This window comes from Pseudomonas oryzae (genome assembly GCF_900104805.1).
GTDB classification, from domain to species: domain Bacteria; phylum Pseudomonadota; class Gammaproteobacteria; order Pseudomonadales; family Pseudomonadaceae; genus Geopseudomonas; species Geopseudomonas oryzae.
This window is the reverse complement of record NZ_LT629751.1, coordinates 3,221,618-3,235,122: the sequence shown is the minus strand read 5'-3', so window position 1 is coordinate 3,235,122 and position 13,505 is coordinate 3,221,618. Positions and strand designations below refer to the sequence as shown.

Sequence of the window (13,505 nt, the reverse complement as noted above, 5' to 3'; positions counted from 1 at the left end):
ATTGTTTAACCGATCCGCGCGGGCCGCGCACCTGGCAGAGCGTTGCCGGATATGTGCAGGTCGCCGCTCAGGCCGCCTGCAGACTCAGGCGCGCCGCCACGCCGTCCGCGACGTTGGCCAGGGCCAGCGTCCCCCGGTGAAGATTGGCCACTTCCTGCACGAAGTTTAGGCCCAGCCCGGTGCTCTTGCGCCCGCTGGCCGGGCGCGGCAGCGAGTAGAAGCGTTCGGTCAGGCGCGCCATGGCGTAGGCGGGGATCGCCGGACCCTGGTTGAACAGGCGCAGCTCGACCCGGCCGTCCTGCGTCGCGGCGCTGAAGCGCAGCTGCCCGCCTTGCGGGGTGAAGTCGAGGGCGTTGTCGAGCAGGTTGGCCAGCGCCTGGCGCAGCAGGAAGCGCTCGCCGCGCACGCACAGGCCGGGCGGGATGGCGTTGTCCACCGCGAGGCCGGCGGCGGCGATGCGCGCCGCCTGGCCCTGGCAGAGTTCCTCGGCCAGCGCGCGCAGCTCCACCGCCACACGCTCCTCGAGGCCCTGGCGCTGCTCGACCTGGGCCAGGTTGAGCAGGCGCTCGGCCAGTTGCTCGAGGCGCGCGCCCTCGCCGGCGATGTTGGCGACGAAGCGGCGGCGCTGCTCGGCCGGCAGCTCGCCCTCGAGCAGTTCGGCGGCGCCGCGGATCGCCGCCAGCGGGCTCTTCAGCTCGTGGGTCAGGGTATGCACGTAGCGCTCGACGTAGGCCTTGCCCTCCAGCTCGGTGCGCATCTTCTCCACCGCCTCGGCCAGCTGCGCCAGCTCGCCGCCGCGCAGCTGCGGCAGCTCGGCGCGCTGCCCGGCGCTGACCGCCTGGGCGTAGCGGGTCAGGCGGCGCAGCGAGGCGCTCAGCCACCAGGACAGCAGGGCGCCGACCAGCAGGCCAAGACCGATCAGGCCGCCGCCTAGCCAGCTCAGGCGCCGCTCGGAGCGCTCGATGTAGGGCTGCAGCGAGCGGTTCGGCTTGGCCACCGAGACCACGCCGATGATCCGCGCGCCGTCCCTGATCGGCGCCGCCACGTACATCACCGAGCTGTCCGGATCCTGCGGGTCCTCGGCGGTGGAGCGCGCGCCGTACTGGCCGCGCAGGGTCAGGTAGACGTCGTTCCAGCGCGAGTAGTCCTCGCCGACCGCCTGGCCGCTGGAGTCGAGCAGGACGATGCCGTGCGCGTCGGTGACGTAGATGCGGTGGTTCACCGCGGTCTTGGTCACCCCCCAGATCTGCGCCTGCGGCTGGCGCTGGCCGTAGGCGCGCAGCACCTCGGGCAGGCGGCCCTGGCCGAGGGTGCCGGCGCGCAGCTCGTCGCGCAGCAGCTCGGCGAGCAGGTTGGCGGTGTCGACCAGGGTTTCCTCGGTGCTCTGCCGCACGCCGGGGCGGATCTCGTCCATCACCGTGCTGAGCACGAACCAGCCGGCCAGGCCGACGAACAGGAAGTAGACCAGGAAGATGCGGATTCCCAGCGGCATCAGTCCAGCCTCAGGCTATAGCCCAGGCCGCGGTGGGTCTGGATCGGTTCGGCGGCGGCGACCTGGCGCAGCTTGGCGCGCAGGCTCTTGATGTGGCTGTCGACGTTGCGCTCGTAGCCGGCCTCGCAGGCCACCCCGCAGGCGGCGAGCAGCTGCTCGCGGGAGAACACCCGCTCCGGCTGGCCGAGCAGGGTCTCCAGCAGGCGGTATTCGTGGCGGGTCAGCGCCAGCGGCTGGCCGTGGTAGTGGATCCGCACGCGCGCGGGATCGAGGCGGAAGGGGCCGCGCTGCAGGGGGGCTGCGGCATCCGCCGCAGCCGGACGCGGCGCCACGCGCTTGAGGATGGCGCGCACCCGCGCCGCCACCTCGCGCGGGCTGAACGGCTTGACCACGTAGTCGTCGGCGCCGATCTCCAGGCCGACCACGCGGTCGATCTCGGCGTTGCGCGCGGTGAGGAAGATCACCGGCACCTCGGAGAAGCGGCGCAGACGCCGGCAGGCCTCGAAGCCGCTGATGTCCGGCAGACCGACGTCGAGGATCACCAGGTCCGCCGGGGTGGCGGCCTGGAAGTCCAGCGCGGCTTCGCCGAGGGTCAGCCAGCTGGTGGCGAAGCCTTCGGTCTCGAGGGCGTAGACCAGGGTGTCGGCGATGGCGGCTTCGTCTTCGACGATGAGTATGTGCGACATGGCGTCCGTGCGGGCAGCGGGGGATGGGCGAACGGTGCAGCAGAGCGGCGCGGGCGTCAATCCGGCTGTCCGGCGCGGCGCCTTCCTGTCATGCTGGCGCCCCGCAACCCCGCGTGCTTCCCGGGCGCCCGCCCGGAGTGGCCGCAGCTCACAACAGTCTCGAACAAGGATGGAGAATCGCATGCTCACCCCCTCGCGCCTGGGCCTGGTCATCGGCGGCATCGCCGTGGCCAGCGTCGTGCTCGGCAGCTTCTACACGGTCGACGAGAAGGAGCGCGGCGTCGTGCTACGCAACGGTGCCCTGATCGGCATCGCCGAGCCGGGCCTGGCCTTCAAGCTGCCGATCTTCGAGAAGGTCAAGTTCATCAGCGTGCAGAACAACACCGTGCGCTACGAGAACCTGCAGGCCTACAGCAAGGATCAGCAGGCCGCCGGCCTCAACGTCTCGGTGTCCTGGCACGTCGAGCCGGGTCAGGTCGCCGACCTGTACCGCGGTTACGGCGACCTCGACACCATGGTCTCGCGGCTGATCAGCCGCCAGGTGCCGACCCAGGTGGAGAACGTGTTCGGCCGCTACACGGCGATCAACGCGGTGCAGAACCGCGGCCAGTTCGTCGCCGACATCGCCGCGGCGATCAAGACGGAGATCAAGGGGCCGGTGGTGATCGACAGCGTGCAGGTGGAGAACATCGACTTCTCCGACGCCTACGAGAAGTCCATCGAGGAACGCATGAAGGCCGAGGTGCAGGTGAAGACCCGCGAGCAGATGCTCGCCACCGAGAAGGTGCAGGCGGAGATCCGCGTCACCCAGGCGCGCGCCGAGGCCGAGGCCAAGCTCGCCCAGGCCCGCGCCGACGCCGAGGCCACCCGCCTGCGCGGCGAGGCCGAGGCTTCGGCGATCCGCGCCCGCGCCGAGGCGCTGGCCAGCAACCAGAACCTGGTCGAGCTGACCAAGGCCGAGCGCTGGAACGGCGTGCTGCCGACCACCGTGCTGCCCAACGGCGGCGTGCCGTTCATCGATGCCCGTCGCTGACGCGCGCCGCTGACGTGCGCGGGGCGGATCGCGCGCGACCCGCCCCGGCACTCGCCGCGCTTAGAACAGGCCGAGGCTGTGCAGGAACATCAGGGCAATCGCCAGCGGGGTGATCCAGCGCACCGCCAGCCACCACAGGCCGAAGCCGCCGGACTGTTCAATGCCGAGGGCCTGTGCGGCGATCGCGCGCTGCAGCGCCCAGCCGGTGAACAGCACGGTGAGCAGGCCGCCGAGCGGCATCATCAGGTTGCTGGTGAGGAAGTCGAGGGCGTCGAAGAAGGTCTTGCCGAACAGGGTGACCTCGCTCCAGGCGTTGAACGACAGCACCGAGCCGAGGCTCAGCAGCCACACCGCGGCGCCGCTGAGCAGCACCGCCTTGACCCGGCCCATGCCGAAGCGTTCGCCGAGCCAGGCGATGGCCGGCTCGATCAGCGAGATGGTCGAGGTCAGCGCGGCCAGCGCCAGCATGACGAAGAACAGCCCGCCGATCAGGGTGCCCAGCGGCATCTGGCCGAAGGCGATCGGCAGGGTGACGAAGATCAGCCCCGGGCCGGAACCCGGCTCCAGGCCGTTGGCGAACACCAGCGGGAAGATCGCCAGGCCGGCGAGCAGCGCCACCGCGGTGTCGGCCAGTGCCACCAGCAGCGAGGTGCGCACGATCGAGGTGCCGGCCGGCAGGTAGGAGCCATAGGCCATCATCGCGCCGCTGGCCAGGCTCAGGGTGAAGAAGGCGTGGCCGAGGGCCATCAGTACGCCCTGGCCGGTGAGCTTGCTGAAGTCGGGGGCGAACAGGAACTCCACCGCCTGCAGGAAGTTGCCGGTGGTGGCGGCGTAGCCGACCAGCACCAGCAGGATCAGGAACAGCCCCGGCATCATGAAGCGCAGCGCGCGCTCCAGGCCGTCGCGCACGCCGAGCGCGACTATGCCCAGGGTCACCGCCAGCACCAGGCTGCCGTACAGGGCGAGCTGCCACGGATCGGCGAGCAGCGCCTCGAACAGCGCGCCGCTCTTTGCGCCGTCCAGCCCGGCGAAGCTGCCGCTGAACGCCGCCGGGGTGTAGGCCAGGGTCCAGCCGGCGATCACCGCATAGAAGCTGAGGATCAGGAAGCCGGTGAGCACCGCCATGCTGCCGATGCGCCGCCAGTGCTTGCTGGCGCCGGCCTCGCGCGCCACCGCGGCGATGGCGCCCTCGGGGTTGGCGCGGCCGCGCCGGCCGATCATGAACTCGGCCATCAGCAGCGGGATGCCGATGGCGAGGATGCACGCCAGGTAGACCAGCACGAAGGCGCCGCCGCCGTTCTGCCCGGTGATATAGGGAAACTTCCAGATGTTGCCCAGGCCGACCGCCGATCCGGTGGCGGCGAGGAAGAATACCCAGCGCGACGACCACAGGCCGCGGCCGGCCTCGCTGCGGATGGAGCCGGCGCTGGCGCCGGCGGCGATGCTCTCTTGACTCATGGGGCTTGCCCTCATTGTTTTTGTAGTGGGTCAGGGAAAGGGGGCGGGCAACCGCCCCCGTACATCAGCGGCCGGCCTGCAGGCGCTCGCGCGCCAGACGGTCGGCGACGGCCGTGGTGGTGGCGCCCTCGGCGTCGGCGCGGGCGAAGATCTCCGCCAGGGTCGCGCCGATGCCGTCGAGGTGCGCCCGCAGCTCGGCCGGGGTGGCGTCGCCGCGCTGGAAGGCGACGTCGATGATGCCGCCGGCGTTGATCGCGTAGTCCGGCGCGTACAGGCAGCCGCGGCTGTGCAGCTCCTCGGCCAGTTCCGGGCTGGCCAGCTGGTTGTTGGCGGCGCCGGCGATCACCGGCGCGCGCAGCGCCTCGAGGCTGTCGCGATTGACGATGGCGCCGAGGGCGCAGGGGGCGAACACGTCGACGTCGAGGCCGTAGATGTCCTGCTGGCGCACGGCGTGGGCGCCCAGCTCGTCGACCGCGCGCTGCACGTTGGCGGCGACGATGTCGGTGACGAACAGCTCGGCGCCGGCCTCGCGCAGGTGGCGGGCGAGACCGAAGCCGACCTGGCCGACGCCCTGGATCGCCACCTTGAGGCCCCCGAGGTCGTCGCGGCCGAGGCGATGGCGCACCGCGGCCTTGAGGCCGACGAACACCCCGTAGGCGGTGGACGGCGACGGGTCGCCATTGAAGCCCTCGCGTGCCTCGGCGCCGGCGACGTGGCGGGTACGCCGGGCCATCAGCTGCATCTCGGCCACCCCGGTGCCTGAGTCGGCTGCGCTGACGTAGCGCCCGCCGAGGCTGTCGACGAACGCGCCCATGGCCTCGAACAGCGCGTCGCTCTTGCCGCGGTGCGGGTCGCCGATGATCACCGCCTTGCCGCCGCCGAGCGGCAGGTTGGCCAGCGCCGACTTGTAGGTCATGCCGCGCGACAGGCGCAGCACGTCGCGCAGCGCTTCCTCGTCGCTGGCGTAGGACCACATGCGGCAGCCGCCGAGGGCCGGGCCGCGGCTGGTGTCGTGGATGGCGATGATGGCCTTCAGGCCGCTGGCCTGGTCGTGGCCGAAGACCACCTGCTCGTGCTGGTCGAATTCCGGGTGGGAGAACACGGACATCGGATTACCTCGGTTTCTTGTGGTTGTCGGGAGGCAGCCCTCTCCCGTGGCGGGAGAGGGGGATGGGGTTAGCGGGGGAGATTCAGGCCGCCGGCTGGCAGAGCTGCACCACCGGGATCGCGCGGGCGCTCAGGCGCTCGCGCAGCGCCGCAGCCTGCTCGCGGACCTTGGCCAGGGCGCGTTCCTTGACGTGGCCGTAGCCGCGGATCTGCGCCGGCAGTTCGGCCAGCGCCACGGCGCTGGCGTAGTTGCCGGGGCTGAGCGCGCCGAGCAGCAGCTCGACGTCCTGCTCGTACTCCGCGATCAGCGCGCGCTCCAGCTTGCGCTCGGCGCTGTGACCGAAGGGGTCGAGGACGCTGCCGCGCAGGAACTTGCCGCGCGCCAGCACGGCGAAGGCCTTGAGCAGCCACGGGCCGAACTCGCGCTTGCGCGGCTCGCCGGTGGTGGGATCGGTCTTGCATAGCCAGGACGGCGCCAGGTGGAACTGCAGGCGGTAGTCGCCCTGGAACTGCGCCTCGAGCTGGCGGACGAACTCGCCGTCGCTGTACAGCCGCGCCACCTCGTACTCGTCCTTGTAGGCCAGCAGCTTGTGGTAGCTGCGGGCTACTGCCTGAGCGAGACGCTGCTGCGGATCGCGGTCGGCGGCGCGCACGCGCTCGACCAGGGCGCGGTAGCGCTGCGCGTAGGCGGCGTCCTGGTAGGCGGTCAGCCGTGCCACGCGGTCAGCGACGATCTCGTCGAGGCTCTCGCAGCGCGGCGCCTCGACCACCTTGGGCGCGGCCAGCTTTTCCACCGCCGCCAGGTCATGGGCGGCGCGGCGGCCCCAGAGGAAGGCCTGCTGGTTGAGCGCCACGGCCACGCCGTTGAGCTCGATGGCCTTGGCGATGGCCTCGGCGGACACCGGCACCAGGCCCTTCTGCCAGGCGAAGCCGAGCATGAACAGGTTGCTGGCGATGCTGTCGCCGAGCAGCGCGGTGGCCAGGCGGGTGGCGTCGACGAAGTGGGTCTTGGCCGCGCCGACCGCCTCGAGCAGCGCCTCGCGCATGGCCGCGCCGGGCACCTCGGCGTCCGGGTTGCGGGTGAACTCGGCGGTGGCCGCTTCGAAGCTGTTGATCACCGCGTGGGCGATCTTGTCGTTGAGCTTGGCCAGCGCCTCCTCGCTGGCCGCCACCACCAGGTCGCAGCCGAGCAGCAGGTCGGTCTCGCCGGCGGCGATGCGCACCGCGTAGATGTCGTCCTGCTTGGCGGCGATGCGGATGTGGCTGATCACCGGGCCGAACTTCTGCGCGAGACCCGCCTGGTCGAGCACGGTGCAGCCCTTGCCCTCCAGGTGCGCGGCCATGCCGAGCAGGGCGCCGACGGTGGTCACGCCGCTGCCGCCGACGCCGGGCAGGAGGATGTTCCACGGCCGCTCCAGTGCCGGCTGCTGCGGCTCGGGCAGTTCGGCGAACGCGGCGTTGCGGCCCTGCGCCTCGGGCTGGCGCAGCTCGCCGCCGTGAACGGTGACGAAGCTCGGGCAGAAGCCCTCGACGCAGGAGAAGTCCTTGTTGCAGGCGTTCTGGTCGATCTGCCGCTTGCGGCCCAGCTCGGTCTCCAGCGGCAGCACCGACAGGCAGTTGGACTTCACGCTGCAGTCGCCGCAGCCCTCGCACACCGCCGGGTTGATGAAGGCGCGCTTCTGCGGATCGACCAGCTTGCCGCGCTTGCGCCGGCGGCGCTTCTCGGTGGCGCAGGTCTGGTCGTAGAGGATCACCGACACGCCCTTGAACTCGCGCAGCTCGCGCTGCACGGCGTCCAGCTCGCGGCGGTGGTGGAAGGTGACGATGGGCGCGAAGCCGGCGCGGCTCGGGTACTTGTCCGGCTCGTCGGAGACCAGGGCGATGCGCTTCACCCCTTCGGCGTAGACCTGCTGGCTGAGCTGGTCGATGCGCAGCTCGCCGTCGATCGGCTGGCCGCCGGTCATCGCCACCGCGTCGTTGTAGAGGATCTTGTAGGTGATGTTCACCCCGGCGGCCACAGCGGCGCGCAGGGCCAGCTGGCCGGAGTGGAAGTAGGTGCCGTCGCCGAGGTTCTGGAACACGTGCGGGGTGTCGGTGAACGGCGCCTGGCCGATCCAGGTGGCGCCTTCGCCGCCCATCTGGGTGAAGGTGTCGGTGTTGCGGTCCATCCACTGGGTCATGTAGTGACAGCCGATGCCGCCGAGGGCGCGGCTGCCCTCGGGCAGCTTGGTCGAGCTGTTGTGCGGACAGCCCGAACAGAAGTGCGGGGTGCGCGCGGTGTGGTGCCTGGGCGCGGCCAGCGCGGCTTCCTTGGCGGCGAGGAAGGCCAGGCGCTCCTCGATCTGCGCGCTGCTGTAGATCGGCGCCAGGCGCTTGGCGATCACCCGGGCGATCATCGCCGGGGTCAGCTCGGCCAGGTTGGGCAGCAGGGAGTTGCCGTCCTCGTCGAACTCGCCGACCACCCGCGGGCGCTTGTCCACCGGCCAGTTGTAAAGCTGGCCGGTGAGCTGGTCCTCGATGATGCTGCGCTTCTCCTCGACCACCAGGATCTCGTCGAGGCCCTCGGCGAACTCGTGCACCGACACCGGCTCCAGCGGCCAGCTCATGCCGACCTTGAGCACGCGCAGGCCGACCCGGGCGCACAGTGCCTCGTCGAGGCCGAGGTCGTCGAGGGCCTGGCGCACGTCGAGGTAGGACTTGCCGGTGGTGATGATGCCCAGGCGCGGGTTGGGCGAATTCAGCTTGATCTGGTTGAGCTGGTTGGCGCGGGCGAAGGCGCGCGCGGCGTAGATCTTGTAGGTGTTGAGGCGCGCCTCCTGGACCAGCGGCGGGTCCGGCCAGCGGATGTGCACGCCGTCCTCGGGCAGGACGAAGTCCTCGGGAATCCGCACCGCGACGCGCAGCGGGTCGACCTCGACCACCGCCGAGGAGTCGACGTTCTCGGCGATGGTCTTCAGCGCCACCCAGCAGCCGCTGTAGCGCGACAGCTCCCAGCCGAGGATGCCGTAGTCGAGGATTTCCTGGACGTTGGCCGGGTTGAGCACCGGGATCGACGCGGCGATGAAGGCGTGCTCGCTCTGGTGGGCGATGCTGGAGGACTTGCAGCCGTGGTCGTCACCGGCCAGCAGCAGCACGCCGCCGTGCGGCGACACCCCGGCCGAGTTGCCGTGCTTGAACACGTCGCCGCAGCGGTCGACGCCCGGGCCCTTGCCGTACCACATGGCGAACACGCCGTCGTAGCGCGCGCCGGGGAACAGGCTGGTCTGCTGGCTGCCCCACACCGCGGTGGCGGCCAGCTCCTCGTTGACCCCGGGCTGGAAGTGGATGTGGTTGTCCCGCAGGTACTGCTTGGCTTCCCACAGGCTCTTGTCGAGGTTGCCCAAGGGCGAGCCGCGGTAGCCGGAGATGAAGCAGGCGGTGTTCAGGCCGAAGGCGGCGTCGCGCTGCTTCTGCAGCATGGGCAGGCGGGTCAGCGCCTGGGTGCCGGTCAGGTAGAGGTGACCGGTGGCAAGGCGGTATTTGTCGTCCAGACGGATCTCGGCCAGAGACATGGGGCGCTCCTTTTATTCTTATGGCGAGCGAAGCGGCACCGGTGGGCGCCGCGGTCGGCCTGTCCGCGGGATCGCCGCGGCAGACGGTGTGGACAAGAATATGGGGCAGGGCAGCGGGCTTTTTCTTTCTATTTTTCGTCTGCAATGGCTATGTTGTGCATGACTCTTTCCATAACAACTCCAAACGGGAAATGATCATGCACAGTCCGCTGAGCCCCCTCGACCGGCGCATCCTGCGCCTGCTGCAGCACGACGCCGACCTGTCGGCGGCGGAAATCGCCGAGAAGGTCGAGCTGTCGCAGTCGCCGTGCTGGCGGCGGATCAATCGCCTGCAGGAAGAGGGGGTGATCGAGCGCAAGGTCGCCCTGCTCGACCCGCGCAAGCTCGGCCTGGGCATGACGGTGTTCGTCGACATCAAGCTGTCGACGCACGGCCGGCGCAACCTCGAGGCCTTCGAGGCGGACGTGGTCGGCTATCCCGAGGTGCTGGAGTGCTATTCGATGGCCGGTCAGTACGACTACCTGCTCAAGGTGGTGGCCCGCGACATCGCCGGCTACGAGCGCTTCCTGCGCGACCACCTGCTGCAGAACCCGTTGGTGCAGGAGGCGCACTCGCACATCACCATGAGTGAGGTGAAGCGCACCACCGAGCTGCCGCTGGAGTGAGGGCCTGGCTCAGCGCGCCAGGCGCGCCAGCCGTGGCCGCAGGCCGAGGGCGAGGATGGCGCCGAGCATCGCCAGGCCGGCGTCCTTCTGTGCGTCCCACTCGTCGCCCTGGGTGCCGAGGAACGCCGAGCCCAGCTCCGGGCTGACCAGCAGCGCGGTGAGCATCTCCAGTTGCTCGTAGAAGGCGCTCATCGCCATCACCACGCTCAGCGCCAGCCAGTCGAGCCAGCGCCCGGCCAGGCCGGCGCGGCGCTGCAGCAGCTCGCGCAGCGGGCAGGCCAGCAGCAGGCCGAAGGCGAAGTGCACCAGGCGGTCGTAGTGGTTGCGCTCGAGGCCGAGGGCATCGCGGGCCCAGAAACCCAGCGGGGTTTCCGCGTAGGTGTAGTGCGAGCCGTACAGGTGCAGGGCCATGAACAGGGCGAACAGCCAGTAGGCGGCCAGCGAGAAGGCGAAGCGCCGGTAGGTGGCGGCCAGCAGGGCGGCGTAGAACAGCACCAGCAGGTTCTCCAGCAGCCAGTCCGAGCGGCTCAGCGGGGCGATCGCCGCCCACAGCCAGACCAGCAGGAGCAGGATGACGATCAGGCGCAGCTGGGTTTGCGGAGTCATGCGGACGTTCTTCCCTGGCCGGACACCTGCAGTGTAGCCGCCGTTCGGCTACTGCCGTGGCGGCCCCTGGCGCCGCCGCACCCAGGCCTTGCGCAGCTCCTCGAGCAGCAGCAGGAGCCCGGCGAACGGCAGCATGGCCAGCCAGGCCGCGGCGGGCAGGGCGGCGGTGCCGAACAGCGCCTGGCCCCAGGGCGTGTAGACAATCGCCGCGATCAGCGCCAGTTCGAAGGCGATGCCGGCAAGCAGCAGCGGATTGCCGCCCAACGGATTGCCGCCCATGCCCGTGTTGCGGATCGACTCGGTGGGGCTGCGGCAGACCAGCACGTTGGCCACCTGCATCACCACGATGGCGGCCAGGCAGGCGCCGGTGGCCTGCAGGTACAGCGGGTCGAGGCGTGCCAGCGGGCTGCCGTACTGCCAGCCGCCCCAGTCGAGGACCAGGAAGAACAGGCTCATCCCGGCCAGCGCCTCCAGCGGGCCGAGGAACAGGTAGGCGCGCGCCAGCAGCGGCCAGGACAGCAGGCGCTCGCTGCGCGGCCGCGGCGGGCGCTGCATCACCTGCGGGTCGGCGCGCTCGGCGCCGAGGGCCAGCGCCGGCAGCATGTCGGTGCCGAGGTCGACGGCGAGGATCTGGATGATGGTCAGCGGCAGCGGGATGCGCAGCAGGACGAAGGCCAGGTAGGGCACCAGCTCGGGAATGTTGGAGCTGAGGATGTAGGTGAGGAACTTGCGCAGGTTGGCGTACACCGCGCGGCCTTCCTCGACGGCGCGGACGATGCTGGCGAAGTTGTCGTCGAGCAGCACCATGTCCGCCGCCTCGCGCGCCACGTCGGTGCCGCTCACGCCCATGGCGATGCCGATGTCGGCGCGCCTGAGCGCCGGCGCGTCGTTGACCCCGTCGCCGGTGGCGGCGACCACCGCGCCCTTGCGCTGCAGCGCCTCGACCACGCGCAGCTTCTGGTCGGCGCTGACCCGGGCGAAGAGGATCTGCGGCGCGTCGAGGGCGAACTGCAGCTGGCTGTCGGACAGGTGCGCCAGTTCGCCGCCGGTGAGCACCCGTGGCGGCGCGGCGTCGACCAGGCCGATCTCGCGGGCGATGGCGGTGGCGGTCACCGGGTGGTCGCCGGTGAGCATGATCACCTGGATGCCGGCCTCGCGGCAGCGGCGGATCGCCTGCGGCACCTCGGCGCGCGGCGGGTCCTCGATGCCGACCAGGCCGGCGAGGATCAGCCCGCTCTCCAGCTCGGCGCCGAGCGGTTCGCCGGCCAGCTCGCGCCAGGCCAGCGCCAGCACGCGCAGGCCGCGACCGGCCATGCCCTCCTGGGCCGCGCGCAGGCGCGCGCGCCGCGCCGGGTCCAGCTCGCGCACGCTGCCGGCTTCGAGCATGCGGTTGCACAGCTCCAGCACCACCTCGGGGGCGCCCTTGCAGAACAGCCGGCGGCCCTCGGCCAGGTCGTGCACCGTGGACATGCGCTTGCGCGCCGCGTCGAAGGGCAGCTCGTGGACCCGGCTGGCATGCCCGGCGTCCTCGCCGGCGTCGCGGGCCATTTCCACCAGCGCCACTTCCATGGGGTCGCCGAGCACCTGCTGGCGGCCGGCCTCGCTGACCTCGCGCAGGTCGTGGCAATGCCGCGCCACCGCCAGCAGCGGCCGGCAGCGCTGGCGCTGCGCGGCGTCCAGCGGCAGCTCGAGCAGGCCGTCGCCGACGTACAGCTGGCGCACGCTCATGCGGTTCAGCGTCAGGGTGCCGGTCTTGTCGGTGCAGATCACCGTGGCCGCGCCGAGGGTCTCGACCGCCGGCAGGTGGCGGATCAGCGCGTTGTTGCGCGCCATGCGCTGGGTGGCCATGGCCAGCGCCAGGGTCACGGTGGGCAGCAGGCCTTCGGGGACGTTGGCGACGATGATGCCGATGGCGAAGATCAGGTTGCTCCAGAAAGGCAGGCCGAGCGCCTGGCCGATCAGGAAGAACAGCACGCCGATGCCCAGGGCGATGCTGGCGAGCAGGCGCGACAGGCGGACGATCTCCTCCTGCAGCGGTGAGCGGCCCTCGCCGCCGGTCTGGGTCAGGCGGGCGATCTTGCCGAACTCGGTGCGCATGCCGGTGGCGAACACCAGCGCGCGGCCGTGGCCGGCGACCACCGCGGTGCCGGCCAGCAGCAGGTTGGTGGCGCCGAGCGGGTCGCTGCTGCCGCTGGCCTCGGCCGTGCGGCTCTGCGGCAGCGATTCGCCGGTCAGGGTGGCCAGGCTCAGGCGCAGGCCGTCGGCCTCCAGCAGGCGGCAGTCGGCCGGCACGCTGTCGCCCTCCTGGACCAGCACCACGTCGCCGGGTACCAGCTGTTCGGCGTGCAGCCGGTTGGCGCGGCCGTCGCGCAGCACGGTGACCTGCTGCGGCAGCAGGCGGCCCAGCGCGGCGATCGCCCGCTCGGCGCGGTAGGCCTGCCAGAAGGAGAAGCTGCCGTTGATGGCGATCACGCCGAGAATCGCCCAGCCGAGGGTGGCCATGCCCTCGCCGGGTTCGCGCGACTCGGCGAAGAACGCCAGCGCCGCCGCCAGCCAGAGGATCAGGGCGAAGAAGTGCACGAACTCGCCGGCGAACTGCCGCCACAGCGGCGCGCCGCGGATGTGTTCGATGCGGTTGGGGCCATACTCGTCCTGACGCTTGCGCGCCTCGGCCGAGCCGAGGCCGCCGGCGCTGCTGTGCAGGCTGGCCAGCGCCTCGCGCGGGCTGAGCTGGGTGATGCGCACGGGCCGCTTCCTTCGCTCGCCGGTCTCTGGCTTTCACCTTAGGCGCTGGCCGGCGGCCTGCAAGCGGCGCTGATCCCGGGCATGCCGCGCGGCGCCAATCCTCGCTATGATGCCGTTCATCCCGGCAGGACCGACGGTCCTGCGCCAGCCTCGGAGGCCCTG

Annotated in this window: 9 protein-coding genes; 2 read left to right on the top strand and 7 right to left on the bottom strand. The window is 71.1% G+C overall.

Annotated features, from left to right (window positions below):
• Window positions 1–67 precede the first annotated feature (67 nt).
• Window positions 68–1,492: a two-component system sensor histidine kinase CreC gene (gene creC, locus BLT78_RS14510; RefSeq protein ID WP_090349648.1), complete on the bottom strand. Its 1,425-nt coding sequence runs from the start codon at window positions 1,490–1,492 to the stop codon at window positions 68–70.
• A complete protein-coding gene (gene creB / locus BLT78_RS14505) occupies window positions 1,492–2,178 on the bottom strand; it encodes a two-component system response regulator CreB (protein WP_090349647.1) in 687 nt (228 codons plus the stop codon). The genes creC and creB overlap by 1 nt, the downstream gene beginning before the upstream one ends.
• 181 nt (window positions 2,179–2,359) lie before the next feature.
• Between creB and BLT78_RS14500 the strand changes: the two genes are divergently transcribed.
• Entirely contained in the window at window positions 2,360–3,211 is an 852-nt protein-coding gene (locus tag BLT78_RS14500; protein ID WP_197673119.1) for a prohibitin family protein, read from the top strand.
• Between the two features lie 60 nt (window positions 3,212–3,271).
• On the opposite strand, the gene BLT78_RS14495 is transcribed toward BLT78_RS14500, so the two are convergent.
• The 3 genes from BLT78_RS14495 to BLT78_RS14485 form a co-directional block, all read right to left on the bottom strand.
• Window positions 3,272–4,669, bottom strand: coding sequence for a sodium-dependent transporter (locus BLT78_RS14495; protein ID WP_090349645.1), 1,398 nt, complete (start codon window positions 4,667–4,669; stop codon window positions 3,272–3,274).
• A 64-nt stretch (window positions 4,670–4,733) separates the two neighbouring features.
• A complete protein-coding gene (locus tag BLT78_RS14490) occupies window positions 4,734–5,777 on the bottom strand; it encodes a Leu/Phe/Val dehydrogenase (protein ID WP_090349644.1) in 1,044 nt (347 codons plus the stop codon).
• A gap of 82 nt (window positions 5,778–5,859) precedes the next feature.
• Window positions 5,860–9,327 carry an indolepyruvate ferredoxin oxidoreductase family protein gene (locus BLT78_RS14485; protein ID WP_090349643.1) on the bottom strand — a complete coding sequence of 1,156 codons (3,468 nt, stop codon included), beginning with the start codon at window positions 9,325–9,327 and terminating at the stop codon, window positions 5,860–5,862.
• A gap of 197 nt (window positions 9,328–9,524) precedes the next feature.
• On the opposite strand from BLT78_RS14485, the gene BLT78_RS14480 reads away from it, so the two are divergent.
• A complete protein-coding gene (locus BLT78_RS14480; protein WP_090349642.1) occupies window positions 9,525–9,992 on the top strand; it encodes an Lrp/AsnC family transcriptional regulator in 468 nt (155 codons plus the stop codon).
• 9 nt (window positions 9,993–10,001) lie between these two features.
• On the opposite strand, the gene BLT78_RS14475 is transcribed toward BLT78_RS14480, so the two are convergent.
• On the bottom strand, window positions 10,002–10,598 hold the full coding sequence (locus BLT78_RS14475) for a DUF2238 domain-containing protein (RefSeq protein ID WP_090349641.1): 597 nt from the start codon (window positions 10,596–10,598) through the stop codon (window positions 10,002–10,004).
• A 48-nt stretch (window positions 10,599–10,646) separates the two neighbouring features.
• Window positions 10,647–13,343, bottom strand: coding sequence for a cation-translocating P-type ATPase (locus BLT78_RS14470; protein ID WP_090349640.1), 2,697 nt, complete (start codon window positions 13,341–13,343; stop codon window positions 10,647–10,649).
• Window positions 13,344–13,505: the final 162 nt, after the last annotated feature.

Coding starts and splice junctions, on each gene's coding strand:
- BLT78_RS14485 (WP_090349643.1), bottom strand. CDS start 9,327: ATGTCTCTGGCCGAGATCCGTCTGGACGACAAATACCGCCTTGCCACC.
- BLT78_RS14500 (WP_197673119.1), top strand. CDS start 2,360: ATGCTCACCCCCTCGCGCCTGGGCCTGGTCATCGGCGGCATCGCCGTG.
- BLT78_RS14475 (WP_090349641.1), bottom strand. CDS start 10,598: ATGACTCCGCAAACCCAGCTGCGCCTGATCGTCATCCTGCTCCTGCTG.
- creB (WP_090349647.1), bottom strand. CDS start 2,178: ATGTCGCACATACTCATCGTCGAAGACGAAGCCGCCATCGCCGACACC.
- BLT78_RS14490 (WP_090349644.1), bottom strand. CDS start 5,777: ATGTCCGTGTTCTCCCACCCGGAATTCGACCAGCACGAGCAGGTGGTC.
- BLT78_RS14495 (WP_090349645.1), bottom strand. CDS start 4,669: ATGAGTCAAGAGAGCATCGCCGCCGGCGCCAGCGCCGGCTCCATCCGC.
- BLT78_RS14480 (WP_090349642.1), top strand. CDS start 9,525: ATGCACAGTCCGCTGAGCCCCCTCGACCGGCGCATCCTGCGCCTGCTG.
- creC (WP_090349648.1), bottom strand. CDS start 1,492: ATGCCGCTGGGAATCCGCATCTTCCTGGTCTACTTCCTGTTCGTCGGC.